This is a genomic window from Streptomyces sp. DSM 120436, assembly GCF_055778765.1.
This window is the reverse complement of the sequence record NZ_JBSKBS010000002.1, coordinates 1,261,673-1,284,279: the sequence shown is the minus strand read 5'-3', so window position 1 is coordinate 1,284,279 and position 22,607 is coordinate 1,261,673. Positions and strand designations below refer to the sequence as shown.

Genomic DNA, 22,607 nt, shown 5'->3' with positions numbered 1-22,607 from the left:
GTCGTGACCGCCATGGCCGTACGAGCCGCCGTTCTGCCCGCCGTCGGCGCCCCGCTGGAGATCACCGGCGTCGTCCTGCCCGACCCCGGACCCGGCGAGGTGCGCGTCCGCCTCGCCGCCGCCGGGGTGTGCCACTCCGACCTGTCCCTGTCCGACGGCACCATGCGCCTGCCCGTCCCGGCCGTCCTCGGCCACGAGGGCGCCGGCACCGTCGTCGCCGTCGGCGAGGGCGTCACCCATGTCGCGCCCGGAGACGGCGTCGTCCTCAACTGGGCGCCCTCCTGCGGCACCTGCCCCGCCTGCGGGCGCGGCGAGGTGTGGCTGTGCGCGCACGCCCTGGACGGCGCCGCCCGGGTGCACGCCCGCCGCGCCGACGACGGCACCGACCTGCACCCGGGCCTGAACGTGGCCGCGTTCGCCGAGGAGACCGTGGTGCCCGGTCCCTGCGTGCTGCCCGCCCCGGACGGCGTCCCCCTCGCCGACGCCGCCCTGCTGGGCTGCGCCGTCCTCACCGGCTACGGCGCGGTCCACCACGCCGCCCGGGTCCGCGCCGGCGAGACCGTCGCCGTGTTCGGCGTCGGGGGAGTGGGCCTCGCCGCGCTCCAGGCGGCCAGGATCGCGGGCGCCGGGACGATCGTCGCCGTGGACGTCTCCCCCGAGAAGGAGGAACTGGCCCGCGCGGCGGGCGCCACCGAGTACGTCGTCGCCTCCGACACCACCGCCCGGCAGATCCGCGCCCTCACCGGGAAGCAGGGCGTCGACGTGGCGGTGGAGTGCGTCGGCCGGGCGACCACCATCCGCACCGCCTGGGAGTCCACCCGGCGCGGCGGACGCACCACGGTCGTCGGCATCGGCGGCAAGGAGGAGAAGGTCTCCTTCCACGCCCTGGAGATCTTCCACTGGGGCCGCACCCTCGCCGGCTGCGTCTACGGCAACTCCGACCCCGCCCGCGACCTCCCGGTCCTCGCCGGGCACATCCGCTCCGGCGCCTTCGACCTGGGCGCCCTGGTCACCGAGCGGATCACCCTGGACGGCATCCCGGCCGCCTTCGACACCATGCTCGCCGGCAAGGGGGGCCGCGCCCTGGTGATCTTCTGACGCGCCACGGACGGGAGGCGGCGGGGTGGCCGGCGCCCCCGTCCCTCCGCCCGTGCGGCATGCGGCACGGTCGCCCCCGGCGGGCGGGGGGGCGTGGGCGGACCGCTCCCCCAGGTCCGGGCCGGCGGTGCGGGGCGCCCCGAAGGCCCCCGCGCCGGCCGGCCCGCGCTCGATCAGGTCGTCACGGCTCTCCCGCGCGGGCCCGAAACCGGCGACGAAGGAGCCCGCGAGGGCGCCGTCGGCGCCCGCACCGGCTTCCGGGCCGGCCGGACGGAGACACGCCGGCCCGCCGTCACCGAGCCGCCCCAGCACCCGGCCGGCGGTTCGGCGTCCGCGGCGAGGGCGTTCGTGCCGCGCCGGTACCCGGAGAGCCTCACACCGGCCCGGCAGGCGCCCCGCGCCTCGCTCACGGCGTCCCCCGCGTCCGGGAGGAACCGCGCCCGCCGGCCGGCGTCGCCGTGGACGCCGGTGCGCCGGCCGAGGGACCGGCGACGAGTCGGCATGCCCCGGCGTCGGCCTCCGCCTCAGCGGAGCGCGTCCGCGTCGATCCCGAGCAGGCCGGCGAGCGCCCGTTCCCCGGCCCCGGTCACCTTCACGGCGCGCCCGGAGCCGATCCGTACGCACCAGCCCTGGTCCAGGGCGTGCCGGCACAGGGCCGCGCCCGCCGCTCCCGCGAGGTGGGGGCGCCGCTCCGTCCAGTCCAGGCAGGCGCGGGCCGGCGGGCGCCGTCCCCGCCGGCCGAGGTCCACGCCCAGCGCGCCGAACCAGTGCAGCCCCGCGTCGGTGAGCGCGAACCCCGTGTCCTGGCGCAGCAGTCCGCGTGCGGTGAGGGCGTCGGTGACGGTGACGCCGAGGCGCCCGGCGAGATGGTCGTAGCAGGTGCGGCCGCGCGCCGTCGCGAAGTCCGCGCCCGCCTGCCGCAGACCGCGCGGCGGTTCGGCGGCGTCCGGGGCGAGCTGCGCGGTGAGGTCCTCCACGAGCTGCGCGACCCGGGCGTCGGCCAGCCGCACGTACCGGTGCCGTCCCTGCCGCTCCTCGGCCAGCAGCCCGCCGCCGACCAGCTTGCCCAGGTGCTCGCTGATCGTGGACGCGGCGACCCCGCAGTGCCGGGCGAGCTCGCCCGCCGTCCAGGCCCGCCCGTCCAGCAGCGCCAGCAGGCACGCGGCCCGCGTCTCGTCCGCGACCAGCGCGGCGAGCCGTGCCAGCGCGCCCGCCCTGGGGTCCTTGGAGGTCATGCCCTCCAGCATGCGGCAGGGACGGTTCGGCGCTCACCGACGTGTCCGGGCGGTACCGTCAGGTGCGTTGCCGTACCTGCTCGTACTGGAGGGCCAGGCCGTCCAGCAGGGCCGTCAGGCCCGTTTCGAAGGCGCGTTCGTCGATCTTCTCCTGCTGCTCGGCCAGCAGGTGCGCCTGTCCGAGGTGCGGGTAGTCGGCGGGGTCGTAGGCGCTCGCGTCGTCCACGAAGCCGCCGGCGAACGAGCCGAGCGCCGAGCCCATGATGAAGTACCGCATCAGCGCGCCGATGGACGTGGCCTGCGCGGGCGGCCAGCCCGCCTCGACCATCGCGCCGTAGGCCGCGTCGGCCAGCCGCAGCGCCGCCGGGCGGCGGCCGGGGCCGCGGGCCAGCACCGGGACGATGTTGGGGTGGTCGCGCAGCGCGCCGCGGTAGGACACCGCCCAGTCGTGCAGCGCCGTCCGCCAGTCCCGGCCGTCCTCGAACATCGACAGGTCGACCTGCGCGCTCACCGAGTCCGCCACCGCCTCCAGGATCTCGTCCTTGGTGCGGAAGTGGTTGTAGAGCGACGGCCCGCTCACCCCCAGTTCGGCGGCCAGGCGGCGGGTGGAGACCGCGGCCAGCCCCTCCGCGTCCACCAGCGCGCGCGCCGTCTCGACGATCCGGTCGGTGCTGAGCAAGGGCTTGCGCGGTCGGGCCATGGCGCACATAGTAGGGCTGCGGCACTAAACTAGCAGTGCTAATTTACTTGTGCACGATCACGCGCGTCTCACATGGGGTGACTCGGGATGAACCTGGAGCTGAGTGACGAGCAGGAGGCCGTGCGCCGGCTCGCCCGGGACTTCGTGCGGCGCGAGGTCGCGCCGCACGCCGCCGCCTGGGACCGCGCGGAGGAGGTCGACCGGGGCATCGTGAAGAAGCTCGGCGAGGTCGGCTTCCTCGGACTGACGATCGACGAGGAGTACGGCGGCTCGGGCGGCGACCACCTCGCGTACTGCCTGGTCACCGAGGAGCTGGGACGCGGCGACTCCTCCGTGCGCGGCATCGTCTCCGTCTCCCTCGGCCTGGTCGCCAAGACGATCGCCGCGCACGGCACCGAGGAGCAGAAGCGGACCTGGCTGCCGGGCCTGACCTCCGGTGCGTACGTCGGCTGCTTCGGCCTGACCGAGCCGGGCACCGGCTCCGACGCCGGCGGCCTCGCCACGCGGGCGGTGCGGGAGGGCGACGAGTACGTCATCGACGGCGCCAAGATGTTCATCACCAACGGCACCTGGGCGGACGTGGTGCTGCTCTTCGCGCGCTCCACCGACGCCCCCGGCCACAGGGGCGTCTCCGCCTTCCTGGTCCCCGCCGACACCCCCGGCCTGACCCGCCGGGCCGTGCACGGCAAGCTGGGGCTGCGCGGGCAGGCCACGGCCGAGCTGCTCCTCGACGGGGTGCGGGTGCCCGCGTCCGCGATGCTCGGCGAGGAGGGCAAGGGTTTCTCGGTCGCCATGTCCGCCCTGGCCAAGGGGCGGATGTCGGTCGCGGCCGGCTGCGTCGGCATCGCCCAGGCCGCGCTGGACGCGGCCGTGGGCTACGCGGGGGAGCGGGAACAGTTCGGCAAGCCGATCGCGGGCCATCAGCTGGTCCAGGAGCTGATCAGCGACATCGCCGTCGACGTGGACGCGGCCCGGTTGCTGACCTGGCGGGTCGCCGATCTGATCGACCGGGGGAAGCCGTTCGCCGTGGAGTCCTCCAAGGCGAAGCTGTTCGCCTCGGAGGCGGCCGTCCGCGCCGCGAACAACGCGCTCCAGGTGTTCGGCGGGTACGGCTACATCGACGAGTACCCGGCGGGCAAACTCCTGCGCGACGCGCGGGTGATGACGCTGTACGAGGGCACCAGCCAGATACAGAAGCTGGTCATCGGGCGTGCGCTGACGGGGATCTCGGCGTTCTGAGGGCGGGGCCGTCGAACTGAGTACGGCCTGAGTACGCGGGCGGATGCGGCCGCGGCCGCATCCGCCGATCCTGTTCCGCATGAGCGAGACACCGGTCAAGCAGCAGAGCACGGCCGCCTTCTACGGTCAGGCCGTCGCGTCCTTCGGAGTGGCCCTGGGGGCCACGGCGGTCGGGATCTTCAACCTGGAGACCGACGTCTGGGTCCGCGCCTTCCTCGGCATCGCGGTCCTCTACCTGGTCACCTCCGCCTTCACCCTCGCCAAGGTGATCCGCGACCGCCAGGAGGCCGGGCAGATCGTCAACCGGGTCGACCAGGCCCGCCTGGAGAAGCTGCTGGCCGAGCACGACCCGCTGCAGAAGCTCTGAGGCCGCGGTCGGCCGGTCGTGCCTGCCGGGGGGTGGGCGCTGGGGGTGCCCTCTCCGGGGAGGCGCCCCGTAGGCACCGGGCTGCGCGAACACCCCCGCCCCGCCGCACCGGGGGCGCGTCGCCAAGAGGCGCCCAGGAGCAGCACCTCCCGCCCGGCGGACGCGTCTAAGCGCCCGCTCACCCTTGCCGGTAGGATGGCGACCCTGTCAGCGAATGGGGTGAGCGATGAGTACGGCGGAGGAGACGGCCGGCGGTGAGGCGCGGCCGTGGGGTGAGGTCACGCCCGACGCGGCCCGGCGACTGCTGCTCGCCGCCGTGGAGGCCTTCGCGGAGCGCGGCTACCACGCCACGACGACCCGCGACATCGCGGGCCGCGCCGGCATGAGCCCGGCCGCGCTCTACATCCACTACAAGACCAAGGAAGAGCTGCTCCACCGCATCAGCCGCATCGGGCACGAGAAGGCGCTGGACATCCTGCGCACCGCGGCCCGCGCGGAGGGCACCGCGACCGAGCGGCTCGCCGACGCGGTCAGCTCCTTCGTCCGCTGGCACGCACGCGGCCGCACCACCGCCAGGGTCGTGCAGTACGAACTGGACTCGCTGGGCCCCGACGCCCGCGCGGAGATCGTCGGCCTGCGCCGTCAGGTGGACGCCGAGGTGCGCGGCATCATCGAGGACGGTGTCCGCTCCGGCGAGTTCGACGTCCCGGACGTGCCCGGCACCACCCTCGCCGTGCTCTCGCTGTGCATCGACGTGGCCCGCTGGTTCAACGTCGACGGGCCCCGCACCCCGGAGCAGGTCGGCGCGCTCTACGCCGACCTCGTGCTCCGGATGGTGGGGGCCGAGGGCGCCGGGCCGGCCTAGAGGTAGTAGCGGGCCACCGACTCGGCCACGCACACCGGCTTGTCGCCGCCCTCGCGCTCCACGGTGAAGGCGGTGGCCACCTGCACCCCGCCCGGCACCTCGTCCACGGCGCTGATCGTCGCGGTGGCGCGCAGTCGCGAGCCGACCGGGACGGGGGCGGGGAAGCGCACCTTGTTGGTGCCGTAGTTGACGCCCATCTTCACGCCCTCGACGGACAGCAGCTGCGGGCCGAACAGGGGCAGCAGCGACAGCGTCAGATAGCCGTGCGCGATGGTCGTGCCGAACGGTCCCGCCGCGGCCTTCTCCGGGTCCACGTGGATCCACTGGTGGTCACCGGTGGCCTCGGCGAACAGGTCGATCCGCTTCTGGTCGATCTCCAGCCAGTCGGTGTATCCCAGCTGCTCGCCCACCGCCGCCTTCAGGTCGTCGACGGACGTGAAGATCCTCGGCTCTGCCATGTCCCGGCCTCTCGCGTCACGTAGTCGCAGGCGCATCCGCGTGCGCATGCCTAAGCAACTGCTTAGCATGGTCGGCCGCGCGGCCCCTGTCAACGGACCGGCGGCCGTACGGAGTGGGTAGGCTCCGAGGGGTGCACCGGATTCCAGAGAAGATCCACGAACTCACGGTCGGCCAGCTCTCCGCCCGTAGCGGGGCCGCCGTGTCGGCCCTGCACTTCTACGAGTCCAAGGGGCTGATCAGCAGCCGGCGCACCCCCGGCAACCAGCGCCGCTACACCCGTGACACCCTGCGCCGGGTCGCCTTCATCCGCGCCGCCCAGCGCGTCGGCATCCCGCTCGCCACGATCCGCGAGGCGCTCGCCGAGCTGCCCGAGGAGCGCACGCCCACCCGCGACGACTGGGCCCGGCTCTCCGAGGCGTGGCGCTTCGAACTGGACGAACGCATCCGGCAGCTCAACCGGCTGCGTGACCACCTCACCGACTGCATCGGCTGCGGCTGTCTGTCGCTGGACGGCTGCGTGCTGTCCAACCCCGACGACGTCTTCGGCGAGCGTCTCACCGGCTCCCGTCTGATGGCGGAGAACCGCAGGAAGCCGTCCGGCGACTGAGGGCGGAGGGCTCCGACCCCCGCCCCCGTCGTTCACTCGTGCTCCGCGCCGCCCTTGCGGGTCGGGTACCCCGGGCTCACGGCCTTGGCGGGGGCACGGCCCCGGTCACCGGCCGGATCACCACGCCCTCCCCCGCCGTCGTCGCTTCCGCCGCTCTCGTCGGTCTCGCCGTCCTTGCCGGGTCAGGCGGAGACCAGCAGCCTCGCGCGCCGGGACTCCGCGAGGGCCGCCGGGGTGAGCACGGGGCGCGGGACCAGGATGCCGCAGTCCGTGCACACCGGGCCCGCCGAGGGCTCGTGGTCCAGGTCGTGGCGCCACACGAGCCGTTCCCCCCGGCACACGGGGCAGGACGAGCCCGGCTCACGCTCCAGCGCGGCGATCAGCCGCCGCAGCACCTCGGCCAGGGGCTCCGTCGGGTGCACCCGCGGGTCGTCGCACCAGGCGACCCCGAAACCTCCCCAGGTCATCCGGTGCCAGTCGTCCACACTGCCCGGCCTGCGCAGCCCGTCGTGCTTCTCCTTCCTGCGGCGCTCGGCGAACTCCACCTCGTAGGCCAGCCAGACCGCCCGGGCCTCCTCCAGCTCGTCCAGTGCGGCCACGAGCCGCGCCGGGTCGACGGAGCGGTCCTCGGGATCGAACCCGGCCCGCGCGCACAGATGGTCCCAGGTCGCCCGGTGCCCGTACGGGGCGAACCGCTCCAGGCACTTGCGCAGCGAGTAGCGCCGCAGCGCCAGATCGCACCGGGGATCTCGGACCTGTCTCGCCAGACTTCGGAAACCGGCCATCGTCCTGCACCTCCGTCACACCTGCACCTGTAATCCGGTCACTCCGGCGTCGCGATCGGACGTCGCCGAATAGACGTGCCGGCACGCGATCCGGCTCCATCCTCTTTCCGGCGGCCCCTCGGCCGGCCGCGGGAGCGCCGAACCAACTCCCTTGGTCCGTAGTTCAGTTGTCGCCGTCCGCGGGGTGCCGGCGGTAACGGGCCCCGTCGCTCCTCCCGGCAGGGGAACAGCCTTTCCCCGGCACTTTGAGAACTCCCCGCGGCTTCCACGGGTTCCTGAACCCCACGCCGATATGCACACCGATCGCCGGCCCGTCGGCCGGGGGACGCGGCGCACCGGCACGCGGGGGAGTGGAACCGCTGCTCACCGGGGGTGGACGCGCGGGGGACGCGGGCGCGAACACGACGGCGGCGGATCGCCGTCCGCGACCCGCCGCCGTTCCGTGCCCGCCCGGTAGCCCCTAGCGGTAGAGCAGGTGGTCCCGCCGCTTCCGGCGGAACGCCGCCAGCTCCCGCTGCCAGCCGCCCACCACCTCGTCCGTGTCCGCGCCCGCGTCGATCATCGTGCGGACCCGGGCCGAACCGGTGAGCTTGTCGATCCAGTTGTCCGCGCGCCAGGCGAAGCCGTCCCACGACCGCTTCGCCGTGATCAGCAGGCCGATGCCCGTCCGCACCGGGTCGAACCGCTCGCGGTCGTGCACATGCAGCTGCACGCCCCCGATGGTCCTGCCCTGGAACTTGGAGAAGGTCGGCGCGAAGTACGCCTCGCGGAAGCGCACGCCCGGCAGGTCCAGCTCGTTCGCCGCGGCCGCCCAGCGCCCGTCGACGCCCTCCGCGCCCAGCAGCTCGAACGGCCGGGTGGTGCCGCGTCCCTCCGACAGGTTCGTGCCCTCGAAGAGGCAGGTCCCCGAGTACACCAGCGCCGTCTCCGGCGTCGGCATGTTCGGGCTCGGCGGCACCCACGGCATCCCGGACGCGTCGTAGAAGTCCGACCGCTTCCAGCCCGACATCGTCACGGTCTCCAGGGCGACGGGCGCCGTCAGGAACTCCTCGTTGAACAGCAGCGCCAGCTCCGCCACCGTCATCCCGTGCGCCTGCGAGATCGGCTGTCGGCCCACGAAGGTCGCGAACTCCTTGTGCAGCACCGGACCCAGCGCCGCCCGCCCGGTCACCGGGTTCGGCCGGTCCAGGACCACGAACGACAGACCCGCGAGCCGCGCCGCCTCCATGCAGTCGAAGAGCGTCCAGATGTACGTGTAGAAGCGGGCTCCGACATCCTGGATGTCGAAGACCACCGTGTCCACGCCGGACGCCGTGAAGATGCCGGCGAGCTCCTGACCGCTCTTCAGGTACGTGTCGTAGACGGGCAGGCCGGTCGCCGGGTCGTCGTGGCGGCCCTCGGAGCCGCCCGCCTGCGCGGTCCCCCGGAAGCCGTGCTCGGGGCCGAAGACCGCGGTCAGGTTCACCCGGTCGTCGGCGTGCATGACGTCGACGATGTGCCGCACGTCGCGGGTGATGCCGGTGGGGTTGGTGACCACGCCCACCCGGCGGCCGTCGAGCAGCGCGTAGCCGTCCGCCGCGAGCCGTTCGAACCCGGTGCGCAGGGTGCGGCCGCCACCGTGCGCGGACCCCGGACCGGAGGCGGCGGCCGGCGCGGCGGAGGCCGCGACCGCGGCCGTGGTGGTGGCGAGCAGGCTCCGTCGGGACAGCCTCATGCGGTGACCTCCGTGATCGGGGTACGTGTCATGCCCACGCACGCTAGCGCGCCGGACCGCCCCGGGGAACGCGCCGGACCGAGGCTCCGCGCAACGCCTCTTCCTCCCGGCATACCGACCGGTTAGTCTGGCGCGGTCAGCCGTTTGCCAGCCGCGTCGGAGGAGACCGATGGTGCAAGCCGTGCAGGGTGCGAAGGTGGTCGTCACGGGAGCCGGGGGCGGCATCGGAGCGGCGCTGGCCCGCCGTTTCGCGGCGCAGGGGGCGCACGTCGTGGTCAACGACCTGGACGCCGGCCGCGCCGAGGCCGTCGCCGAGGAGATCGGCGGCCTCGCGGTGGCGGGCGACGCCTCCTCGGTCGTCGCGGAGGCCCGCGACGCGCTCGGCGGGACGGTCGACGTCTACTGCGCCAACGCCGGCGTCGGCCGCGACGGCGGGGAGCCGGGCGAGCCGCTGCGCGAGGCGGACTGGGCCCTGTCCTGGGACGTCAACGTGATGGCGCACGTCCGCGCGGCGCACGCGCTGCTCCCCGGGTGGCTGGAGCGCGGCAGCGGGCGTTTCGTCTCCACCGTCTCCGCCGCCGGACTGCTCACCATGATCGGCACGGCTCCGTACAGCGTCACCAAGCACGGCGCCTACGCCTTCGCCGAGTGGCTGTCGCTGACCTACCGGCACCGCGGGATCAAGGTGCACGCGATCTGCCCGCAGGGCGTGCGCACCGACATGCTCGACGCGAGCGGCAGCGCCGGCGACCTGGTGCTGAAGCCGACCGCGATCGAGCCGGAGGACGTGGCCGACGCCCTGTTCGACGGCATCGAGCAGGACCGCTTCCTGATCCTGCCGCACCCCGAGGTGGCCGAGTACTACCGCGCCCGCGCCGGCGACCCCGAACGCTGGCTCTCCGGCATGAACCGGGTCCAGCAGCAGTGGGAAGCCACCCGCTGACCGACGCCCCGTCACCCGCCCGCCCGCCCACCGGGCGGGTCCCGGCGCGGACCCGCCCGCACCCTCCACCGCACCGGAGGAGAAACTGTGCGGGGAGGTGGCGCCCGCGGAGAAGGGGCCGCGAAGTGGGAAGATCCTCCGGCGGGGACGGCGTTCCCCGACGCACGACGCACGACGCACGACGACCGACAGCGACACGGAAAGGCGGGTGGCGGCAGTGCCCAGAACGACGGACGGTGACGGGACCCCCGTGCCGCAGCGGCTGCTGGCCGCCGCCACCCGGCTCTTCGCCGAGCAGGGGTACGACCGCACCTCGGTGCAGGAGATCGTCGAGGCGGCCGGCGTCACCAAGGGGGCGCTGTACCACTACTTCGGGTCCAAGGACGACCTGCTGCACGAGGTGTACGCGCGCGTGCTGCGCCTCCAGCAGGAGCGCCTGGACCGGTTCGCCGACGCCGACGAGCCCGTCGAGAAACGACTGCGCGGCGCGGCGGCGGACGTCGTCGTCACCACCATCGAGAACCTCGACGACGCGTCGATCTTCTTCCGCTCCATGCACCACCTCGGTGCGGAGAAGAACAAGCAGGTCCGCGCCGAGCGCCGCCGCTACCACGAGCGGTTCCGCGCGCTGATCGAGGAGGGCCAGCGCGAGGGGGTCTTCTCCACGGCGACCCCGGCCGACCTGGTCGTCGACTACCACTTCGGCTCGGTGCACCACCTGTCCACCTGGTACCGCCCCGACGGACCGCTCAGCCCCCAGGAGGTCGCCGACCACCTCGCCGACCTCCTGCTGCGCGCCCTGCGCCCGTAGCGGCCACCGGCTCGCCGGGCCCACCCGACGAGCCGGTCCCCGCCTACAGGTACTTCTTGATCTCCCGGCGGGCCAGCGACCGCTGGTGCACCTCGTCCGGACCGTCCGCGATCATCAGCGTGCGGGCGGCCGCGTACAGCTCGGCCAGCGGGAAGTCCTGGCTCACCCCGCCCGCGCCGTAGAGCTGGATCGCCCGGTCGAGGATGCCGACGACCGTGCGCGGTGTGGCGATCTTGATGGCCTGGATCTCGGTGTGGGCGCCGCGGTTGCCGACGGTGTCCATCATCCAGGCGGTCTTCAGCACCAGCAGCCGCAGCTGCTCGACCGCGACCCGCGCGTCCGCGATCCAGTTCTGCACCACGCCCTGCTGGGCGAGCGCCTTGCCGAAGGCGTCCCGGGACACCGCCCGCCGGCACATCAGCTCGATGGCCCGTTCGGCCATGCCGATCAGCCGCATGCAGTGGTGGATCCGGCCCGGACCGAGCCGGGCCTGGGCGATGGCGAACCCGCCGCCCTCCTCACCGATCAGGTTCGACACCGGCACGCGCGCCTCGTCGAAGACCACCTCGGCGTGGCCGCCGTGGTAGTGGTCCTCGTAGCCGAAGACCCGCATCGCCCGCCGCACGGTGACGCCCGGGGTGTCGCGCGGGACCAGGACCATGGACTGCTGGCGGCGGATGTCCGGCCCGTCCGGGTCGGTCTTGCCCATCACGATGAAGATCCTGCAGTCCGGGTGCATCGCCCCGGAGATGTACCACTTGCGGCCGGAGACGACGTACTCGTCGCCCTCCCGCCGGATGCGGGTGGTGATGTTGGTGGCGTCCGAGGAGGCCACGTCCGGCTCGGTCATCGCGAACGCCGACCGGATCTCGCCCGCGAGCAGCGGCTCCAGCCACTGCTTCTTCTGCCGCTCGTCGCCGAACTGCGCCAGCACCTCCATGTTCCCGGTGTCGGGCGCGGCGCAGTTGGTGGCGGTCGGGGCGAGCTGCGGGGACCGGCCGGTGATCTCGGCGAGCGGGGCGTACTGCAGGTTGGTGAGTCCCGCGCCGTACTCGGCGTCGGGCAGGAACAGGTTCCACAGGCCCTGCCTGCGCGCCTCCGCCTTCAGCTCCTCCACCACCGGCGGGCTCTCCCACGGCGAGGACAGCCGCTCACGCTGCTCGTCCACGACCCGCTCGGCGGGGTACACGTGCTCGTCCATGAAGGCGAGGAGCCGGGCACGCAGCTCCTCGGTGCGCGCGTCGAACGCGAAGTCCATGTCTTGTCAGCCTTCCTGGAGGGTGGTCAGACCGTGCTCGATGAAGACCGGGACCAGAGCGCCGATGCGGTCGAACCCGGCCCCGACCGTCTGGCCCAGCGTGTACCGGTAGTGGATGCCCTCCAGGATCACGGCGAGCTTGAACCAGGCGAACGCCGTGTACCAGGACACCGCCGACACGTCGCGGCCCGACCGCGCGGCGTACCGCTCGATCAGCTCGGCCGGCGTCGGATGGCCGGGGGCCTCCGCGGTGGTGGAGACGGGGGAGTCCGGCATCCCCAGCGGGCTGCTGTACATCACCAGCAGCCCGAGGTCCGTCAGCGGGTCGCCCAGCGTGGACATCTCCCAGTCCAGGACGGCGCGGACCGACTCGTCGTCGCTGATCAGCACGTTGTCGAGGCGGTAGTCGCCGTGCACCACCGTCGGCGCGGGGGAGACGGGCAGCTCACGGCCGAGCGCGGCGTGCAGCTCGTCGACGCCGGCCAGCTCCCGGCTGCGGGAGGCGTCCAACTGCTTGCCCCAGCGCCGCAGCTGCCGGTCCAGGAAGCCCTCGGGGCGGCCGAAGTCCGCGAGCCCGGCCCCGGCGGGGTCGACGGCGTGCAGGTCGACCAGCGTGTCCACCAGGTTCAGCACGGCCTCGCGGGTGCGTTCGGGGCCCAGGGGCGCGAGCTGCTCGGCCGTGCGGTACGGGGTGCCCTCGACGTACTCCATGACGTAGAACGGCGCGCCGAGCACCTCCTCGTCCTCGCACAGCAGCACCGGACGCGGCACCGGCACCTCGGTCGGGTGCAGCGCGCTGATCACCCGGTGCTCGCGCTTCATGTCGTGCGCGGTGGCCAGGACATGGCCGAGCGGCGGGCGCCGCACCACCCAGGTCGCCGCGCCGTCGGTGACCGTGTAGGTGAGGTTCGACCTGCCGCCCTCGATCAGCCCGCCGGAGAGCGGGCCGCCGAGCAGCCCGGGCCGCTCACGTTCGAGCAGCTCACGCAGCCGGTCGAGATCCAGTCCTGGCGGGTGGTCGGGGCTCATCGTCGCTCCTGTGGGCAGACGGACAGTACCCGCCCATGATGCCGACCGGTCGGTATGCCGTCCAGACCGGGAGCGAAACGTGATCGGGTCCACGATAGGGGAGCGCCCCGGGGCCGTCGGCCCCGCCGACGGCGCGAACGGCGTCCGCCGGACCGTTCGGCTTGCGGGACGCGGGCCGATCCCGGAGGGTCGACGCATGAAGGCGATCAGCTACGCGCGGTACGGCGGCCCCGAGGTCCTCGAGTACGGCGAGGCCGACGAACCCAAGCTCGGCCCCGACTCGGTGCTCGTCCAGGTCCGGGCGGTGTCGGTCAACCCGGTCGACTGGAAGGCCCGCCAGGGTCACCTCGACGCGATCCTCCCGGCCGTCTTCCCGGTGATCCCCGGCTGGGACCTCGCGGGCGTGGTCGTCCGGCCGGGGCCTGCGGTCCCCGAGTTCGCCGAGGGCGACGAGGTGATCGGCTACGTCCGCGAGGACGTCCTCTCCTTCGGCACCTGTGCCGAGTACGTGGCCGCCCCCGTACGCGCCCTCGCGCCCAAGCCGCGCAGCCTCACCTTCGAGCAGGCGGCCGGCATCCCCCTCGCCGGACTCACCGCGTACCAGGTGCTGCACCGCGTCCTCGGCGTGCGGCGGGGCGAGACCGTGCTGGTGCACGCGGCGGCCGGCGGGGTCGGCTCCGTCGCCGTCCAGCTCGCCGCCCACCTCGGCGCCCGGGTCATCGGCACCGCGAGCGAACGCAACCACGACTTCGTCCGGGCACTGGGCGCCGAGCCGGTGAGCTACGGCGAGGGCCTGGCCGAACGCGTCCGCGGCCTCGCGCCCGAAGGCGTGGACGCCGTCGTCGACACGGTCGGCGGAGACACCCTCAGGGTCTCCGCGAACCTCCTGGTCCCGGAGGGCCGCCTGGCGTCGGTCGTCGATCCCGGCGTGACCGACTACGGCGGCGCCTACTGGTTCGTCCGCCCCGACCCCACGGACCTGCGCACCCTCTCCGACCTGGCCGACCAGGGCGTCCTCGCCGTCCACGTCGAGGAGACCTTCCCCCTCGACAGGACGGCGGACGCCCACCGCCGCAGCGAGGAGGGCCACATCCGCGGCAAGGTCGTGATCACCGTCGGTCCGTCCGGCGCCTGAGGACGAGGTCCGGAGGGCCGGAACGGGGTGGTGCTGGGGGAGGAGAACCTCACCCCAGCACCACCCCCACCCCGCCCCCCACCGTCACCAGCACGCACACCACGGCCCCCGCGGCGTACCGAGGCGCCAGCCGCTCGGGCTCCCCGCCCGCCGCCAGCCCCCGGATCCGGCGGTGGGCGACCAGCAACACCCCGGCCCACCCCGCGCAGCACACGACCCCCGCCGCCAGCACCCCCGCCGACGCCCCGCCCGTCAGCCCGGCCTTCCCCGCCAGCACGGCCGCCACCGTGCCGGCCAAGGTCGTCCGCCGCCACGCCAGCCGGGTCCGCTCGGGCTGCAACCCCGGATCCCGCTCGCCCCGCGCCCGCGACGGTCCCCCGGGCCTCACGCCTCCCACCCCACCAGCACCACCACGACCATCACGGCGGCCACCCCGGCCACCACCACGCTCAGCAGCGCCGGGAACCGCGACACCGGCAGGTCCTCCCCCCGCCGCATCGCCCGCTCGCACCGCACCCAGTGGTTGACCGCCCGCAGCGCGCACAGCGCACCGGCCGCCAGCAGCGCCAGGGCCAGCCCGACCCGCCACCCCCACCGCAGATCGGGCAGGAACTGGTCCACCGCGAACCCGCCGCCGATCAGCGCGAGAGCGGTCCGCAGCCAGGCGAGGAACGTCCGCTCGTTCGCCAGCGAGAAGCGGTAGTCGGGCGTCTGCCCGTCCTCCCGCACCTCGGTGGGGGCGAACCACAACCGGACGTTCCGCACGAAGTCGATCACCTGGGTGACCCTACCGGTCACGCCCGGCCGGTGATCCCCGCCCGGTACGCCCGCAGCCGCTCGTACGCCGCGAGTCCGTCCGGCACCCACTCCCACTCCCCGAGCCGCCGCCCCACCTCCTCCTCCGTCAGGAAGGCGTGCCAGGCCACCTCCTCGGCCTGCGGCCGCACCGGCAGCTCGCAGCGCACCTCGTACACCGCCGACCACCAGGTCCGGTCCGCGCCGTCGTCGTACAGGAAGGTGAACAGGTGCGAGGGGCGCGGCAGGCCGCTCACCCCCAGTTCCTCCTCGGCCTCCCGCAGGGCCGCCTCGTCGTACGCCTCGCCCGCGCCGACCACCCCGCCGACGAACATGTCGTACAGCGACGGGAAGACGAGCTTCACCGGCGTGCGCCGGTGGACGAAGATCCGGCCCTCCGCGTCCCGCGCCAGGACGAAGACGCAGCGGTGGCGCAGCCCCCGTGCGTACACCTCGCCGCGCGGGGCCCGCCCGATCACCCGGTCGTTCTCGTCGACGACGTCGAGGACCTCGTCGGCGCTCCTGCCGCTCTCGTTCATACCGTCATGAAACCCCGGCTCGTCCCGCCGGCCAAACGCGCCTCTCCGGCACCCGGAGGGCTACGGCACGCACACCGCCCTCCACCGCCCTACGAGGCCACAAGTTGCCCAGTTGTGAACGCAGTTGACGCGTGTAACACCTCGAATGCCCTTGACGTGATCGGTTGGCTGACGATTTGCTGTCCGTGATCAGCTCATGGCACTCGGCAGCCGACCACTGCCACCGACCACCCGCCGTGAGCCGTTGACAAGAGATGCGCGTGAGGAAGTTCCGCGGTGTCCCCACCCCCGCCTCCCCTCGGCCGTGCCCGCAGACGAGCGGCACAGGCCTTCGACGAGGCCCTCGACGACGCCGAACTCGTCGCCGCGCGGGCCGCACTGGCACAGGGACGATGGCAGAGCACCCGCTCGCTGCTGGTCAGGACGGGGGAGGACTGGGACCGCCGCGGGCACCGGATCACGGTGCTCGCGAGGGAGCCGTACTGCGCCGCGTGGGCCCGCGAGTGGCTGCTCGCCGAGCCCGACTCCGGTGACGCGAGCGTGCTCCTGGCGCTGGCCGCGGTGCGGCGCGCCCTGCGCGGCAAGGAGAAGCCGGCCCGGGTCCGCGAGGCCTGCCGCACGGCCGCCGAACTGGTGCCCCACGACCCGACACCCTGGCTCGGGTCACTGATGCTGGAGTGCTCCCTGGGCGCGGAGGGCGACGTGATCCGCGTCTTCGAGCAGGTCCGCACCCGCTACGCCGACCACCACCACGCCCACCACCTGGTCGTCGGCTGGCTCGCGGAGCGCCGCGTCGAGGCGGGCCCGGACCCGCTGCACGAGGTGTACGACTTCGCCAACTGGGCCGCCGAACAGGCCCCCGCCGACTCGCCGCTGGCCATCCTGCCGGTCATCGCGCACGCCGAGCGCTACCGCTCCCTCGCCGCCGCCGGGCACGAACCCGCCGACCCGGTCGCCTCCGGCCACTGGGTCGGACGGCGCGCCCGGCAGGTGATGAAGGCGGCCTTCGACTGGTGGCTGGAGTGGGAGCACGAGGACCACCCCCGCCGACTGGTCGATCTGAACTTCCTCGCCCACGCCAAGGTCTGCGAGGGCCGGGGAGCCGAGGCCGCCGCGCTGTTCCACCGCATCGGCGACCACGCCACGCCCGCCCCCTGGTCCTATCCCGACCGGGACGGGCTCACCGCCTTCCGTACCGCCCGCGCCGCCGCCCTGGGCACGGCCTGATCCTCCCCCCCGCACCCACCACCGACCAAGGACGGTCTCGAGATGACGACGGACAGTTCGAGCGCCAACAGAGCCCCGGCCGACGGGATCAGCACCTTCAAGGGGCAGGATCGCGCCCTGCGGGCCGACCGCCTCGGCACGGGAGGCCTGCTGCTCTCCGTGCTGGCCGCGACCGCCCCGCTCATGGTCGTCGCGGGTGTCATGCCCACCACATTCGCGGTGATGGGCATCGTCGGCCAGCCGCTGCTCTTCGTGCTCCTCGGCACCGTACTGGTGCTGTTCAGCCTCGGCTACGCCGAGATGAGCCGGCACGTGCACAACGCGGGCGCCTTCTACGCGTACATCTCCCGCGGACTCGGCGGAACCGCCGGCGCGGGCGCCGCCCTGGTCGCGCTCGTCGCCTACAACTCCCTCCAGGTCGGCATCTACGGCATCTTCGGCTTCGAGGTCTCCGGCCTCCTCGCCACCTACGCCGACCTCGAGGTCGCCTGGTGGATACCGGCGCTCGCCGCCGCCGTCGCCGTGGGCGTGCTGGGCCTGCTGAAGATCGACGTCAACGCGAAGGTGCTCGGCGTCCTGCTGCTCATCGAGGTGCTGCTGGTCGTCGTCTTCGACATCGCCGCCGTCGCCGACCCCGGCGACGAGGGCCTGTCGCTGCACGCCTTCAACCCGGAGACCCTGACCGGCGCCGGCGTCGGCACCGCCCTGTGCTTCTGCATCGCGGCCTTCCTCGGCTTCGAGCAGGCGCCGGTGTACGCGGAGGAGACCAGCAGGCCGCACGTGCTGGTGCCGCGCGTGATGTTCCTCGCCGTCACCGGCGTCGCCGTCTTCTTCGCCCTCAGCAGCTGGGCGCTCACCGTGGCCACCGGCCCCGCCTCGATCGTCCCCACCTCGCAGGAGCAGAGCGCGGGCCTGCTGTTCTTCCTCACCGAGGACCGTCTCGGCTCCACCTTCACGGACGTCCTGCACGTGCTGTTCGTGACCGGCATGTTCGCGGCCATGCTCAGCTTCCACAACGTCGTCGCCCGGTACGCCTTCGCCATGGGCCGCGAGGGCCTGCTGCCCGCCGCCTTCGGCCGCACCACGGGCGCCAGCGGCGCCCCCGGCACCGGCTCCCTGCTGCAGACCGGCATCGCCGTCGTGCTGGTGCTGGCCTTCGCGCTCACCGACGACAAACCGGCCGGCGACCCGACCGCGCCCGTGCTGCGCCTGTTCACCTGGGGCGGCAACATCGGCGCGCTCGGCGTCATCGTCCTGATGGCCATCGCCTCGCTGTCCGTCGTGGTCTTCTTCGTACGGCGCGGCGCCGCGGGCGCGCAGGCCTGGCGCCTGCTCACCTCGGCGGTGGCCGGACTCGCCCTCGTGGTGATCGCCGGCTACACGGTCAAGGACTTCGACGTGCTGGTCGGGGCCGGCCCCGACTCCGCCCTGCGCTGGATCCTGCCCGGCGTCATCGGACTCGCCCTCGTCGTCGGGCTGGTCCAGGGCGCGATCCTGCGCGCCCGCGCCCCCGAGGCCCACGCCCGCATCGGCCTGGGCAACGAGGCGTTCCAACTGGAGAAGGAGGCCGAGCGCACCCCGTAGGCCGCGCACGGCACGGCAAAGGCCCGTCCGTCCCTCCTGCGAGGGCGCGGACGGGCCTCCGTGGGGCCGGGCCCGGCTAGATGATCAGGGACAGCAGGAGCACCAGCGCCCCCGCGACCACCGAGATGATCGTCTCCATGATCGACCAGGTCTTGATCGTCTGACCGACGTTCAGCCCGAAGTACTCCTTCACCAGCCAGAAGCCGGCGTCGTTGACGTGGCTGAAGAACAGCGAACCGGCGCCGATGGCCAGCACCAGCAGTGCGGCGTGCGTCGTCGACATGTCGGCCGCGAGCGGCGCGACCAGACCGGCCGCCGAGACGGTCGCCACGGTCGCCGAGCCCGTCGCCAGCCGGATCGCCACCGCGATCAGCCAGGCCAGCAGCAGCGCCGGGATCGACCAGTCCTCGGAGATGTCCAGGATCATCCGGCCCACACCGGTGTCGATCAGGGTCTGCTTGAAGCCGCCGCCCGCGCCGACGATCAGCAGGATGCCCGCGATCGGCGCCAGGCTCTTCTCCACCAGGGAGGAGATCCGCTCCCGGCTGAAGCCGGCGGGCACGCCGAGCGTGAAGATGCCGACCAGCACGGCCGCGAGCAGCGCGATCAGCGGGGAGCCGATCACGTCGAAGACGCGCTGCACGTCGTGCTCGGGGTCGTCGATCACGATGTCGACCAGCGCCTTGGCCAGCATCAGCACGACCGGCAGCAGGATCGTGGCCAGCGTCGCGCCGAAGCCGGGGCGCCGCTCCAGGTCCTCGGAGGGACGCTGCGGGATCATCCGCTCGGGGGCCGGGACGTCCACCCAGCGGGCGGCGTACCTGGAGAACACCGGGCCGGCGATCACCACGGTCGGGACGGCGATGAGCACGCCGAGGGCCAGCGTCACGCCCAGGTTGGCGCCGACGGCGTCGATGGCGACCAGCGGGCCGGGGTGCGGCGGGACCAGACCGTGCATCACGGACAGACCGGCGAGCGCCGGGATGCCGATGCGCATGAGCGAGTAGTTGCCGCGCTTGGCGACCATCAGCACCACCGGGATCAGCAGCACCACGCCGACCTCGAAGAACAGCGGCAGCCCGATGACCGAGGCGATCAGCACCATCGCCCACGGCATGGTGCGGCCCTTGGCCCTCGCGAGGATGGTGTCGACGATCTGGTCGGCGCCGCCGGAGTCGGCGAGCATCTTGCCGAGGATCGCGCCGAGGGCGATCAGGACGCCCACACCGGCGACGGTGGAGCCGAGCCCGGAGCTGAAGCTGGTGATGACCTCGTCCAGCGGCGCCCCGGCGAAGGCGCCGAGCGCCAGTGACCCGATGGTCAGCGACAGGAAGGCGTGCAGCTTGAACTTGGTGATGAGCAGGACGATGACGGCTATGCCGGCCAGGACGGCGATGCCCAGCTGAGCGTGGCCGGCCGAGGTGATCGGCTCGGGTGCGTCCGCTGCCAGCATCTCTACGCTGAGTCTGGTCACGGGGATCCTAGGGAGTACGGGGGTGGGGGAGGGAGGGCGGCCCCAGGGGGACAGGAGCCGGTGGGGGACCTACGGGGTGGGCTCGGAGAGCGACGTCAGGGCGGCGGCCGCCCGTTCGGTGATCTCCTCGGGGCTGCCCGTCACGTCCACGGCGACCCCGGCCTCGTCCGGCTCCAGCGGCTGGAGCGTGGCGAACTGGGAGTCGAGCAGCGCCGTGGGCATGAAGTGCCCCTGCCGCTGCGACATCCGGTCCTCGACGAGCGCGCGGTCGCCGGCGAGGTGCACGAAGACCACGCCGGGCGCGGCGGCCCGCAGCCGGTCGCGGTACGACCGCTTCAGCGCCGAGCAGCTCACCACGCCGCCCAGACCCGCGCGCCCCTGAGCCCAGTCGCCGATGGCGTCCAGCCAGGGCCACCGGTCGTCGTCGGTGAGCGGGGTGCCGGCCGACATCTTGGCGATGTTGCTCTGCGGGTGGAAGTCGTCGCCCTCGGCGTACGGAACGCCGAGGCGGGCCGCGAGCAGGGGACCGATGGTGGTCTTGCCCGTTCCGGCGACGCCCATGACCACGAGCACACGGGGGGTGTTCATCGCTGCCTCACTGTCTGATGTCCTCGTCGACACCTTGCCGATGATGTCGACGGCAACTGAAACTCATAAGTAAGACGACTTCAAGAGTCTGTGACGAATAAATCTGACTTTTTATCGGAGTGATGCGCCCCGTACTCTGAGTGCATGAGCACCACGGGCCGGGGGCTGTACGGCCGCGTACTGGACACCCTCGGCCCCGAGATCACGGCGGGCGAGTACCCGCCCGGCAGTGTCCTGCGCACCGACGAGCTCGCCCAGCGTTTCGACGTGTCGCGCTCCGTGATGCGCGAGGTGGTCCGGGTCCTGGAGTCCATGCGCCTGGTGGAGTCCCGGCGCCGCGTCGGCGTCACCGTCCTGCCGTCCCGCGAGTGGAACGTCTACGACCCGCAGGTCATCCGCTGGCGCCTGGCCGGCGCCGACCGCCCCCGCCAACTGCGCTCCCTCACCGTGCTGCGCTCCGCGATCGAACCGGTCGCGGCGGGCCTGGCCGCGCGCAACGCCACGGCCGAGCAGTGCGCCGAACTCACCGAGTGCGCCCTCGGGATGGTCGCCCACTCGCGCGGCCACAAGCTGGAGGGCTACCTCTTCCACGACGTGGCGTTCCACCGCGTGATCCTGACCGCCTCCGGCAACGAGATGTTCGCCCGACTCGGCGACGTCGTCGCCGAGGTGCTGGCCGGGCGCACCCACCACGACGTGATGTTCGAGGATCCCGACCCGGCCGCCGTCACCCTCCACGTCCAGCTCGCCGAGGCCGTCCGCGCCCGCGACGCGGCCCGCGCGGAGAGACTCACCCGCGAGATCACCGAGGGCGCCCTCCAGGAACTGGACATCCTGGCGCCCTGACCCGCCCGCCGGCCGTCCCTCAGCCGCCGAAGCGCTCCCGCGCCCGCTCGATGTGTCCCAGGTGCTCGTGCGTCCAGCCGCAGATCGCGTCGACCGCGGTGCGCAGGGCCCGGCCCGGACCGGTGAGGGCGTACTCGACCCGCGGCGGCACGGTGGGATGCGCCGTCCGCTCGACCAGGCCGTTGCGCTCCAGCATGCGCAGGTTCTGGGTGAGCATCTTGTGGCTCACGCCCTCCACCTCGTCCCGCAGCTCGCTGAACCGCAGAGTGCCCTCGCCGAGCGCCTCGATGATCAGCAGCGCCCACTTGTTGGCGACGTCCGAGAAGATCTCCCGCGCCAGGGAGTCCGCGCGCCGCAGATCGGCGTCCTCCGGCAGTCCCGCGAGCACACGCTTGGTCACCATCAGGTTCCTCGGTTACTGAAAAGTGCGTTCTTCCAGGTCGAAGCTCACTCTCCTACGGTTACCGAGGAACCACAAGAGACCAACCAGGAAAGGCGGCCCCACCATGGCCACCAGTGATGTCTTCGCCTACGGGATCCCGGCCGAGAGCGGCTTCGGGTACGCGCAGGCGATCCGGTCGGGCGACCTGATCCACGTCTCCGGACAGCTCGCGTTCGACGAGACGGGCGGCTTCCCGCACCCCGGCGACTTCGCCGCCCAGCTGCGGCGGACCCACGCGAACATGGACCGGGTGCTCGCCCACTACGGGGTGACCCGCAACCAGATCGTCTCGCAGACCCTCTACGTGGTGGACCTCGGACGCCGCGCCGCGGCGACGGCCGAGGCGAACCTGGCGTACTTCGGCGACCACCGCCCGGCCGCCACGGTGCTCGGCGTCACCGAACTGACGCTGCCGGGCCAGCTCGTGGAGATCGCCTTCGTCGCCGACACCCGCCTGCCCGCCTGAGCCGGCCCCCTGCCGGCCCTCAGCCCAGGAAGTCCCCGTCGACGTACACCCAGGCGCCGTCGAGCCGCTCGAAGCGGCTGCGTTCGTGCAGGGAGCCGCCCTGGTAGGAGGCGCGGAAGGTCACCGTGCCGGTGGAGTGGAAGGCGGAGCCGTCCTCCGCGGCCAGGATCTCCAGACCGGTCCACCGCATCGCCGGATCGAGGTCGAGCCGGGCCGGCCGGGTCCGCGGGTGCCAGGTCCGCAGCAGGTACGCCCCGTCCCGCAGGACGAACGCCGCGTACCGCGACCGCATCAGCCGCTCGGCGGTGGGCGCGGCGGCGGAGCCCGAGTGGTAGCGGCCGCAGCACGCCTCGAAGGCCTCGGGGAGGCCGCAGGGACAGGGCGTGGGAGACGTCATGGGG

26 protein-coding genes are annotated in these 22,607 nt (G+C 73.3%); 12 read left to right on the top strand and 14 right to left on the bottom strand.

Annotated elements, in window-relative coordinates; translation table 11 throughout:
* Nucleotides 1-12 precede the first annotated feature (12 nt).
* The gene (locus tag ACWH4W_RS27875; RefSeq protein ID WP_473078576.1) at nucleotides 13-1,098 is read left to right on the top strand and encodes a Zn-dependent alcohol dehydrogenase; all 1,086 of its coding nucleotides are present in this window, start codon (nucleotides 13-15) and stop codon (nucleotides 1,096-1,098) included.
* A gap of 524 nt (nucleotides 1,099-1,622) precedes the next feature.
* On the opposite strand, the gene ACWH4W_RS27870 is transcribed toward ACWH4W_RS27875, so the two are convergent.
* Together ACWH4W_RS27870 and ACWH4W_RS27865 are read right to left on the bottom strand one after the other, a co-directional pair.
* The gene (locus tag ACWH4W_RS27870; RefSeq protein WP_473078575.1) at nucleotides 1,623-2,333 is read right to left on the bottom strand and encodes an ArsR/SmtB family transcription factor; all 711 of its coding nucleotides are present in this window, start codon (nucleotides 2,331-2,333) and stop codon (nucleotides 1,623-1,625) included.
* 58 nt (nucleotides 2,334-2,391) lie between these two features.
* Nucleotides 2,392-3,033: a TetR/AcrR family transcriptional regulator gene (locus ACWH4W_RS27865; protein WP_473078574.1), complete on the bottom strand. Its 642-nt coding sequence runs from the start codon at nucleotides 3,031-3,033 to the stop codon at nucleotides 2,392-2,394.
* 87 nt (nucleotides 3,034-3,120) lie between these two features.
* Here ACWH4W_RS27865 and ACWH4W_RS27860 point away from each other — a divergent pair, with 87 nt between their 5' ends.
* The 3 genes from ACWH4W_RS27860 to ACWH4W_RS27850 all read left to right on the top strand — a co-directional run bounded on the left by ACWH4W_RS27860 (nucleotide 3,121) and on the right by ACWH4W_RS27850 (nucleotide 5,504).
* The gene (locus ACWH4W_RS27860; RefSeq protein WP_473078573.1) at nucleotides 3,121-4,272 is read left to right on the top strand and encodes an acyl-CoA dehydrogenase family protein; all 1,152 of its coding nucleotides are present in this window, start codon (nucleotides 3,121-3,123) and stop codon (nucleotides 4,270-4,272) included.
* Nucleotides 4,273-4,351: 79 nt separating this feature from the next.
* Nucleotides 4,352-4,639, top strand: a complete 288-nt coding sequence (locus ACWH4W_RS27855; RefSeq protein ID WP_473078572.1) for a YiaA/YiaB family inner membrane protein — start codon at nucleotides 4,352-4,354, stop codon at nucleotides 4,637-4,639.
* A gap of 226 nt (nucleotides 4,640-4,865) precedes the next feature.
* A complete protein-coding gene (locus ACWH4W_RS27850) occupies nucleotides 4,866-5,504 on the top strand; it encodes a TetR/AcrR family transcriptional regulator (protein ID WP_473078571.1) in 639 nt (212 codons plus the stop codon).
* Here ACWH4W_RS27850 and ACWH4W_RS27845 read toward each other — a convergent pair.
* The gene (locus ACWH4W_RS27845) at nucleotides 5,501-5,962 is read right to left on the bottom strand and encodes a MaoC family dehydratase (protein WP_290008303.1); all 462 of its coding nucleotides are present in this window, start codon (nucleotides 5,960-5,962) and stop codon (nucleotides 5,501-5,503) included. The genes ACWH4W_RS27850 and ACWH4W_RS27845 overlap by 4 nt on opposite strands.
* Before the next feature lie 131 nt (nucleotides 5,963-6,093).
* Here ACWH4W_RS27845 and soxR point away from each other — a divergent pair, with 131 nt between their 5' ends.
* Entirely contained in the window at nucleotides 6,094-6,570 is a 477-nt protein-coding gene (soxR, locus tag ACWH4W_RS27840; protein WP_473078570.1) for a redox-sensitive transcriptional activator SoxR, read from the top strand.
* 182 nt (nucleotides 6,571-6,752) lie between these two features.
* On the opposite strand, the gene ACWH4W_RS27835 is transcribed toward soxR, so the two are convergent.
* A complete protein-coding gene (locus ACWH4W_RS27835; protein WP_473078569.1) occupies nucleotides 6,753-7,355 on the bottom strand; it encodes a hypothetical protein in 603 nt (200 codons plus the stop codon).
* Between the two features lie 460 nt (nucleotides 7,356-7,815).
* Entirely contained in the window at nucleotides 7,816-9,069 is a 1,254-nt protein-coding gene (locus ACWH4W_RS27830) for an exo-beta-N-acetylmuramidase NamZ family protein (RefSeq protein ID WP_473078568.1), read from the bottom strand.
* A 169-nt stretch (nucleotides 9,070-9,238) separates the two neighbouring features.
* Here ACWH4W_RS27830 and ACWH4W_RS27825 point away from each other — a divergent pair, with 169 nt between their 5' ends.
* Both ACWH4W_RS27825 and ACWH4W_RS27820 read left to right on the top strand, forming a co-directional pair.
* Nucleotides 9,239-10,012 (top strand): SDR family oxidoreductase, encoded by a 774-nt coding sequence (locus tag ACWH4W_RS27825; RefSeq protein WP_473078567.1) that lies wholly within the window; start codon nucleotides 9,239-9,241, stop codon nucleotides 10,010-10,012.
* Nucleotides 10,013-10,229: 217 nt separating this feature from the next.
* Nucleotides 10,230-10,823 (top strand): TetR/AcrR family transcriptional regulator, encoded by a 594-nt coding sequence (locus ACWH4W_RS27820; protein WP_473078566.1) that lies wholly within the window; start codon nucleotides 10,230-10,232, stop codon nucleotides 10,821-10,823.
* A 43-nt stretch (nucleotides 10,824-10,866) separates the two neighbouring features.
* Here the strand turns inward: ACWH4W_RS27820 and ACWH4W_RS27815 are convergent, their stop codons facing one another.
* Nucleotides 10,867-12,081, bottom strand: a complete 1,215-nt coding sequence (locus tag ACWH4W_RS27815) for an acyl-CoA dehydrogenase family protein (RefSeq protein ID WP_473078565.1) — start codon at nucleotides 12,079-12,081, stop codon at nucleotides 10,867-10,869.
* A gap of 6 nt (nucleotides 12,082-12,087) precedes the next feature.
* Nucleotides 12,088-13,110, bottom strand: coding sequence for a phosphotransferase family protein (locus ACWH4W_RS27810; RefSeq protein ID WP_473078564.1), 1,023 nt, complete (start codon nucleotides 13,108-13,110; stop codon nucleotides 12,088-12,090).
* A gap of 196 nt (nucleotides 13,111-13,306) precedes the next feature.
* Between ACWH4W_RS27810 and ACWH4W_RS27805 the strand changes: the two genes are divergently transcribed.
* On the top strand, nucleotides 13,307-14,245 hold the full coding sequence (locus tag ACWH4W_RS27805) for an NADP-dependent oxidoreductase (RefSeq protein ID WP_473078563.1): 939 nt from the start codon (nucleotides 13,307-13,309) through the stop codon (nucleotides 14,243-14,245).
* 49 nt (nucleotides 14,246-14,294) lie between these two features.
* Here the strand turns inward: ACWH4W_RS27805 and ACWH4W_RS27800 are convergent, their stop codons facing one another.
* The 3 genes from ACWH4W_RS27800 to ACWH4W_RS27790 are packed head-to-tail and all read right to left on the bottom strand — an operon-like array spanning nucleotide 14,295 to nucleotide 15,579.
* A complete protein-coding gene (locus tag ACWH4W_RS27800; protein ID WP_473078562.1) occupies nucleotides 14,295-14,585 on the bottom strand; it encodes a DUF202 domain-containing protein in 291 nt (96 codons plus the stop codon).
* Between the two features lie 44 nt (nucleotides 14,586-14,629).
* Complete coding sequence (locus ACWH4W_RS27795) at nucleotides 14,630-15,022, bottom strand: YidH family protein (RefSeq protein ID WP_473079278.1); 393 nt, start codon at nucleotides 15,020-15,022, stop codon at nucleotides 14,630-14,632.
* Between the two features lie 17 nt (nucleotides 15,023-15,039).
* The gene (locus ACWH4W_RS27790; protein WP_473078561.1) at nucleotides 15,040-15,579 is read right to left on the bottom strand and encodes an NUDIX domain-containing protein; all 540 of its coding nucleotides are present in this window, start codon (nucleotides 15,577-15,579) and stop codon (nucleotides 15,040-15,042) included.
* Between the two features lie 276 nt (nucleotides 15,580-15,855).
* Between ACWH4W_RS27790 and ACWH4W_RS27785 the strand changes: the two genes are divergently transcribed.
* Complete coding sequence (locus ACWH4W_RS27785; RefSeq protein ID WP_473078560.1) at nucleotides 15,856-16,806, top strand: hypothetical protein; 951 nt, start codon at nucleotides 15,856-15,858, stop codon at nucleotides 16,804-16,806.
* A 42-nt stretch (nucleotides 16,807-16,848) separates the two neighbouring features.
* A complete protein-coding gene (locus tag ACWH4W_RS27780; protein WP_473078559.1) occupies nucleotides 16,849-18,390 on the top strand; it encodes an APC family permease in 1,542 nt (513 codons plus the stop codon).
* A 76-nt stretch (nucleotides 18,391-18,466) separates the two neighbouring features.
* On the opposite strand, the gene ACWH4W_RS27775 is transcribed toward ACWH4W_RS27780, so the two are convergent.
* Nucleotides 18,467-19,864: a GntP family permease gene (locus ACWH4W_RS27775; RefSeq protein ID WP_473078558.1), complete on the bottom strand. Its 1,398-nt coding sequence runs from the start codon at nucleotides 19,862-19,864 to the stop codon at nucleotides 18,467-18,469.
* A gap of 69 nt (nucleotides 19,865-19,933) precedes the next feature.
* Complete coding sequence (locus ACWH4W_RS27770; protein ID WP_473078557.1) at nucleotides 19,934-20,452, bottom strand: gluconokinase; 519 nt, start codon at nucleotides 20,450-20,452, stop codon at nucleotides 19,934-19,936.
* Between the two features lie 144 nt (nucleotides 20,453-20,596).
* Between ACWH4W_RS27770 and ACWH4W_RS27765 the strand changes: the two genes are divergently transcribed.
* Nucleotides 20,597-21,298 carry a FadR/GntR family transcriptional regulator gene (locus tag ACWH4W_RS27765; RefSeq protein ID WP_473078556.1) on the top strand — a complete coding sequence of 234 codons (702 nt, stop codon included), beginning with the start codon at nucleotides 20,597-20,599 and terminating at the stop codon, nucleotides 21,296-21,298.
* Between the two features lie 19 nt (nucleotides 21,299-21,317).
* On the opposite strand, the gene ACWH4W_RS27760 is transcribed toward ACWH4W_RS27765, so the two are convergent.
* Nucleotides 21,318-21,701 (bottom strand): winged helix-turn-helix transcriptional regulator, encoded by a 384-nt coding sequence (locus tag ACWH4W_RS27760; protein ID WP_473078555.1) that lies wholly within the window; start codon nucleotides 21,699-21,701, stop codon nucleotides 21,318-21,320.
* 103 nt (nucleotides 21,702-21,804) lie between these two features.
* Between ACWH4W_RS27760 and ACWH4W_RS27755 the strand changes: the two genes are divergently transcribed.
* Nucleotides 21,805-22,206 carry a RidA family protein gene (locus ACWH4W_RS27755; protein ID WP_473078554.1) on the top strand — a complete coding sequence of 134 codons (402 nt, stop codon included), beginning with the start codon at nucleotides 21,805-21,807 and terminating at the stop codon, nucleotides 22,204-22,206.
* 19 nt (nucleotides 22,207-22,225) lie between these two features.
* On the opposite strand, the gene ACWH4W_RS27750 is transcribed toward ACWH4W_RS27755, so the two are convergent.
* Nucleotides 22,226-22,603, bottom strand: coding sequence for a YchJ family protein (locus ACWH4W_RS27750; protein ID WP_473078553.1), 378 nt, complete (start codon nucleotides 22,601-22,603; stop codon nucleotides 22,226-22,228).
* Nucleotides 22,604-22,607: the final 4 nt, after the last annotated feature.

Bases quoted from the DNA above. Each gene is read 5' to 3' on its own strand.
- ACWH4W_RS27875 (WP_473078576.1), top strand. From the start codon at position 13: ATGGCCGTACGAGCCGCCGTTCTGCCCGCCGTCGGCGCCCCGCTGGAG.
- ACWH4W_RS27870 (WP_473078575.1), bottom strand. From the start codon at position 2,333: ATGACCTCCAAGGACCCCAGGGCGGGCGCGCTGGCACGGCTCGCCGCG.
- ACWH4W_RS27865 (WP_473078574.1), bottom strand. From the start codon at position 3,033: ATGGCCCGACCGCGCAAGCCCTTGCTCAGCACCGACCGGATCGTCGAG.
- ACWH4W_RS27860 (WP_473078573.1), top strand. From the start codon at position 3,121: ATGAACCTGGAGCTGAGTGACGAGCAGGAGGCCGTGCGCCGGCTCGCC.
- ACWH4W_RS27855 (WP_473078572.1), top strand. From the start codon at position 4,352: ATGAGCGAGACACCGGTCAAGCAGCAGAGCACGGCCGCCTTCTACGGT.
- ACWH4W_RS27850 (WP_473078571.1), top strand. From the start codon at position 4,866: ATGAGTACGGCGGAGGAGACGGCCGGCGGTGAGGCGCGGCCGTGGGGT.
- ACWH4W_RS27845 (WP_290008303.1), bottom strand. From the start codon at position 5,962: ATGGCAGAGCCGAGGATCTTCACGTCCGTCGACGACCTGAAGGCGGCG.
- ACWH4W_RS27835 (WP_473078569.1), bottom strand. From the start codon at position 7,355: ATGGCCGGTTTCCGAAGTCTGGCGAGACAGGTCCGAGATCCCCGGTGC.
- ACWH4W_RS27830 (WP_473078568.1), bottom strand. From the start codon at position 9,069: ATGAGGCTGTCCCGACGGAGCCTGCTCGCCACCACCACGGCCGCGGTC.
- ACWH4W_RS27825 (WP_473078567.1), top strand. From the start codon at position 9,239: ATGGTGCAAGCCGTGCAGGGTGCGAAGGTGGTCGTCACGGGAGCCGGG.
- ACWH4W_RS27815 (WP_473078565.1), bottom strand. From the start codon at position 12,081: ATGGACTTCGCGTTCGACGCGCGCACCGAGGAGCTGCGTGCCCGGCTC.
- ACWH4W_RS27810 (WP_473078564.1), bottom strand. From the start codon at position 13,110: ATGAGCCCCGACCACCCGCCAGGACTGGATCTCGACCGGCTGCGTGAG.
- ACWH4W_RS27805 (WP_473078563.1), top strand. From the start codon at position 13,307: ATGAAGGCGATCAGCTACGCGCGGTACGGCGGCCCCGAGGTCCTCGAG.
- ACWH4W_RS27790 (WP_473078561.1), bottom strand. From the start codon at position 15,579: ATGAACGAGAGCGGCAGGAGCGCCGACGAGGTCCTCGACGTCGTCGAC.
- ACWH4W_RS27780 (WP_473078559.1), top strand. From the start codon at position 16,849: ATGACGACGGACAGTTCGAGCGCCAACAGAGCCCCGGCCGACGGGATC.
- ACWH4W_RS27770 (WP_473078557.1), bottom strand. From the start codon at position 20,452: ATGAACACCCCCCGTGTGCTCGTGGTCATGGGCGTCGCCGGAACGGGC.
- ACWH4W_RS27765 (WP_473078556.1), top strand. From the start codon at position 20,597: ATGAGCACCACGGGCCGGGGGCTGTACGGCCGCGTACTGGACACCCTC.
- ACWH4W_RS27760 (WP_473078555.1), bottom strand. From the start codon at position 21,701: ATGGTGACCAAGCGTGTGCTCGCGGGACTGCCGGAGGACGCCGATCTG.
- ACWH4W_RS27755 (WP_473078554.1), top strand. From the start codon at position 21,805: ATGGCCACCAGTGATGTCTTCGCCTACGGGATCCCGGCCGAGAGCGGC.
- ACWH4W_RS27750 (WP_473078553.1), bottom strand. From the start codon at position 22,603: ATGACGTCTCCCACGCCCTGTCCCTGCGGCCTCCCCGAGGCCTTCGAG.